This window comes from Acinetobacter sp. YH12151 (genome assembly GCF_013418355.1).
In the GTDB taxonomy this organism is placed as follows: Bacteria; Pseudomonadota; Gammaproteobacteria; order Pseudomonadales; family Moraxellaceae; genus Acinetobacter; species Acinetobacter pseudolwoffii.
In genome coordinates this window covers 1-5,724 of the sequence record NZ_VPCG01000086.1, presented here as the reverse complement: position 1 = coordinate 5,724, position 5,724 = coordinate 1, and the positions used below count along the sequence as shown (strand labels likewise).

The 5,724-nt window shown below is 32.8% G+C and carries 2 protein-coding genes; both read right to left on the bottom strand.

Features of this window, described 5'->3' with window-relative positions; translation table 11 throughout:
* Positions 1–103: 103 nt before the first annotated feature.
* Entirely contained in the window at positions 104–817 is a 714-nt protein-coding gene (locus FTU82_RS15575; protein ID WP_180101616.1) for a hypothetical protein, read from the bottom strand.
* A gap of 48 nt (positions 818–865) precedes the next feature.
* Positions 866–4,261: a TM0106 family RecB-like putative nuclease gene (locus FTU82_RS15570; RefSeq protein WP_180001891.1), complete on the bottom strand. Its 3,396-nt coding sequence runs from the start codon at positions 4,259–4,261 to the stop codon at positions 866–868.
* Between the last annotated feature and the right edge of the window lie 1,463 nt (positions 4,262–5,724).

Genomic DNA, 5,724 nt, shown 5'->3' with positions numbered 1-5,724 from the left:
AGATCCATGCACGCATGGCAGTCTTGAATAAATTCACAGAATTAGGTCGCCCTCATACCCAAGTTGTCTCTTAAATTTGAGTAGCTTAAGGGAACTCAGCCTTTCAAACCTTTATGCAACAAAGCCTTTCTGATATAGTAGTGCAATAGTCTCTCCATACTTTTAATGCTTTTTCTACGTTATTAACAGAAATATCTGTGTATTTAATGTCATATTTATTAAGAAACTTTGTACCTATCGAATTTAAAGGGAAAAATAAATCTGGCCGGCAACGGCTCAATCCTGTAGAAAGCTTATTAATTCCGATAGATGCATTGGGTAAAATATCTAAAACTTGATCTTTTATTGAATCGATATTTTCATCCTGAATTTCGACAACATCTTTAAATAAATTCCACAAGTTAGGGATAATTTTTACAGATCTTTCTATTATTATTTTGTTTTTTTCATTTGCCTTATAAGGATAAAACCACACACTTTGAGCATCAGACTCTGGAATACCTGTTAAATCAAGATCGACGGGCTTATTTAATAAAAGACTATGCATTTTTTTTCTATTTTCAGTAGTTCCCACATTGATTAAAGCTAGCACTGTAAAAGGATCTATTTCTGTATGATGATTAGGATCATCAATTATTAAACCATTTTCACCCAAAATTTTATCAGGTCGAAAATTATGGCCTACTGCCTTCTTAAAGTTTTTTAAATCCTGTGCAAGTTTTATTTGTTTTTCTTCATAACTCAAAATATGAGGAAAAACTGTTTTTCTATAAAAATCAACACATTCATATTTTTTATTTAGAACTTCAATAGCCACTTATATATCCTTCAACCCTTAAATTAATTTTTTAATGTATTTCACTATTCATTTTGCATATGCCATTAACTGACAAAATACATTCACCAACTTCTGCTGTTTAATATTGCTTGCATTACAATTCATTAAGTTTGGATTACCCACTACGATCGCTAAAGACTGTGCTCTCGAATTCGCTACATTTAAACGGTTTTTATCAAACAAAAAATCCATTCCACGTGGTGAATCGTTCGCATCACTCGCACATAAGCTAAAAAATACGATAGGTGCTTCTTGGCCTTGGAACTTATCTACACTTCCCAATTTCGCATTTTCACCTAAAGTAGATTTAAGTTTAGTTACCTGAAAGTTATACGGTGCTACAAACAACATATCATCTAGAGTAATGGACTTTTTCTTGCCATCCTTGTCGGTATAAATTCGCCCAACAAGCTCATTCACAGCATGTTGAATCGCTTGAACCTCTTCATCACTCGCTTGAGTATTTCCTTCATGTTCAACGGGGATGAATACAACACCTGCTTCCTTATTTAATACCCCCTTATAAGCATCAGGGACTTGAATAACTTGCAGATCGTTAGACTTGTGTGAATTTAACTTACCCTCATAAATGGCCTGACTGATAAACTCATTTACTTTTGAATGCATTCTGTAGGTGGTGTCGAGAAAGATGCCTCGGTTAGACTCAATTGTTGGATAATCTCTTAGCAAATAATCCAAAATAGACAAACCACTATCGCCAGGGTGCGTACCTTGTGCTGGTTGTCCTAATTGCATTTGGTCACCCATTAAAACTAGATTATGAGCGGATTGACTCATTGCAATTAAGTTCGCTACCGACACTTGCCCTGCTTCATCAATAAACAAATAATCAAATTGCTTATTTAATTCCTCACGAGAAAACCCCCACGCTGTGGTACCAATGACACATGCTCCATCAAGATATTCAACTATTTTGTCATTCTTAATTTCTGAAATTCCAAAGTTTTCAATCTCAGCATCTGTATTTTTTGTACAACAGAAATGAGCTGGAATAATTTCATTTTGGCAATACTCTGCCACACCAATCAAAAGATTATTAATTGCCTTGTGGGAATTTGAGCTAATGCCTACTTTCTTTCCTTGCTTAAGCAATTCCGCAATAACATGCTTACCTGTAAAGGTTTTTCCTGCACCCGGAGGTCCTTGAATTACAATATATGAGTTATCTAAATTACAAATTGCCGATTTTATTTGATCCAACTTTTCTAAATTTTTATGGCTAGAAACAATTATTTCTCCCATTTCTATCCCCTTGATGCGTGGATAATCCCGTCTTAAAAAATGGAGAATAGCATCATCATTGAGCTGGTTTTCATAATAGCTTCGAACTACTGTTTCTATTGCTTTTGGAATAGGCTTTGGATTCACATAATCATCTGGGATTAAATGCACAACAGAAAGCGGTTCTTTAAGCTGTAAGCAAATTCTGCCTTTTGAAACTGATGAATGCTCTTTTAATAATGTCGCTTTAAGATTGTTCCCCTTTTCATCTTCCTCCCCAAGAATATAAAAGCTAGTGGTATTTGCCATTTTAAATTCTTGATGAGGATCAAATGAATACTCATATGCTAAGCTTCTTGCTTTAGGGGTTGGTTTAAATGGCTCTTTGTCTGTACGAATACAATTTACTAGACAATCAAGGTCATCATAAAGCTCTTCTACTGTTAAGCCCATTCTTTCAAAGAGTCGCCAAAAAACTGGCTTAGCTTCTCTACGATGGAATTCCAGGGCCCAAGCCATGTTTTCACAAATTTGTGACTCAATTATATCGTGAGCCTTAAGAGATTCTGCTTTACTCAATAATTGATCTCTTAAGTGAGTTATTGCCGTTATTTCCTCACTTACCTCTTTTTCTACAATGTCTTTTTTACCTACATACTGGATGCCAAATTCTTGCTGTTTCTGATGCAACCAAGCCACCAACTCTTGCGTACTATTACAATCATCAATATTGTAGTCTCGAATACTTTTCAGGACCTGTGATGTTTGCCAGGTTAAGCCATCTGGATTAACTCGCCAATTTTCATACACGACAACAGAATCACCCCCCGAACCCACTTCTGTCTCACGTTTACCACGGTATAAGTGTTCTACATTTTTAATAGAATATTTAGGTTCACCAATCAGCAATCCATTTTTAACGATCTTGTATAAATCAACAAAAACTTCATTTCTTAACAATTGATCTACTTCAAATTCACAAACCCCATAACGGCACATAAGCTTCTTACACGCAGCAATTTCATAGTTTGCATAATGGTAAATATGCATCGTAGGATCTTGCTGCCAACGTGCATAAACCCATTCGATAAATGATTTAAATGCTATTCTTTCTTCAATTTCATTGTGAGCCCAAAAGTCGATAAATTTACGCTCATCTTTTTCATCGAAATATGTACATCCCCATAAGTACTCAAGTCCCCCTTCAATTAAAGGAAACCCTTCGATATCAAAGTACACATCATTTTCAGAGTGCTGAGGTAATAATGCCAATCCTAGTTTTTCATGAGTGTTAATGATTTCAAATAAAGGCGTTGTAAGCCCTTCACTTTGCCGCTGAATCCGAGCCTGAGCTTTTAATCTATTATATACATCAGTATTCAAGCCCTTAATATTTAGCTTATCACTATCAATCAAATCTTGCATTGTCTGAATACTCTCAGCATTCAGCTTCTTGATTTGCGAGCGTGTAATTGTGGCAACTTGAGAAAGATGATCTCTATCTTTGAGTAATTGCTTCGCATAATTACTCCAACAACCCCATGACTTGGAGTCAGAAGGATTAGGGCACTTTTCCAAATCGAATTCTTCGTGTAATTGCAAAAAGGCATTTTTTACTGATTGGTAGTAATAGTAGAATTCTTGTGTTCTCAATCGCTGTTGAGTTTGATCACCTAAAATAATGACAAAATCATTCGAATAACGGCCTTGAATAGCTGATATCATTTCCTGATAACAACACAGTTGGATGGTGTAATAAGGTTGTAGTGACTTAGAAAGTTTGGTGTCCCAAATTTCATAATGATAGTCCCCAAGTTGACTAGAACCTGGAACCTTAACTAAAAAATCAGCAAACCCAGTAAATGCACCTTTACTCAAACAAGCCTGAAAAATAACATCTGTACCTTCTTTCATGGCCTGTATCGTTTCAGCTTTCTTATCTGAACTTAATCCTATATCTGTAATTGTTAAGCCTTGTCGCTTCAACTCTTCCAATACAGATGATTCGTGCTCTGCGCCTTTATCCTGAAGCATGAGCATCATTGCATCATCTTGATCTTTTAAATCTAAAGTTTCAGGAGTAATAAGACTGAAATGTTCCATCCAGGAAGCAAAAGGACTTTCTAGAAACAAAATTAAATCTGAAGGAGAAAAGATTAAATTATCGTTATGTAGTTTCATATTTACCCCAAATATTTTTATAAAGTGCTAAAAAATGGATACTACTATAAACACTTGATAATTATTACTATTATTTAGTCTTATAAAATAAAGCTTGATTCATACCATTTCATCTCAGTCATGTCTATGCAATCCCTATAGATAAAAAAATATTTGGTCACAAATGATATTAATTTTAAGCATAGTGGTGCATTAGTGTGAAAAGGCTGAATTTATCTGGAGCATTTATGTATCAAAGGTATGTCATTAGTGACATAAAACTGCGTCATTAGTGACATAAAACTATGTCATTAGTGGCATAAAACTGTGTCATTAGTGACATAAAACTGTGTCATTAATGATACAAAACTGTGTCATTTTTCATCAAGGAAGCCTTCTCATCAAACACTAAAATGCAAATAAAATAATAACAAAAAAATCAAACCAAAAATAATTAACTCAATTAAATTAAAAAATTATATACATTATAAAAATAAAGTATCACATTATAAAATTCACCACCATTCTCATTATAAAATTAAGCACTTTAATAAATTTAAAGAACAGATTAAACACATCTATTTATTTTATATATTTCATAAATTACAATTACTTTAATTTATAAATAATTAATATTCTATATAAAAAATAAAAAATAAAAATTTTATGACGTAACACAGCTTAATTTTTAAACTGAATATGACGTAACACAGATTAATTTTTATACATTAAATTCTTTTTATGACGTAACACCGCATATTTTTTACACTATTTATGACGTAACACCGCATATTTTTCATACTATTTATGACGTAACAAAATTTTATAGCTATAAATCTACGGTGAGTAACAGTAGTCTTGGATGAAATTTGATCACCTCTTTTTTTTAAACAAATTTTTGTACCGGTATGATCGTCTAATCCTAGTCTTCCTTTTAGCTCTAAAATTATTTTTAAGAAAAAATTAACAGTAATTGATTGAGGTCAAATCAAAGTTTATAATTTAATAATTATTAAAAAATAAACAAATTAATTATAATTAATAAATATTCTCACAAAATATAATAAACCCCCTCCTCACCAACCATTAAAAAATATATAGATAAAAACCAATAGAAATACACAAATATTCCCGCGAATCAAATATTAAAAATTAAACTTTAGATAAGAGAAATTTAATTTTATATTCATAGTTATTCACTAGTACATTATTTTAAATTCAATTAAATTAAGAATTAATATGCGACACCATGTCGCATATTGATGTATCCAAAGGAAATCGTATACTGTAAAAACTGTTAGAGGAACAAGTTGTTGAATGTTTGAACCGTACCGGGTTTGTCGGAGAGTCAATATTCTGAGAGACTATCCCGATGACAAAATTAAAATATACCCCTGAAATCAGAGAAAGAGCGGTTCAATTATTGATTGAATCTGAAAAAGATTATCCTTCTACTTGGGCTGCAATCACAGCAATTGCGCCTA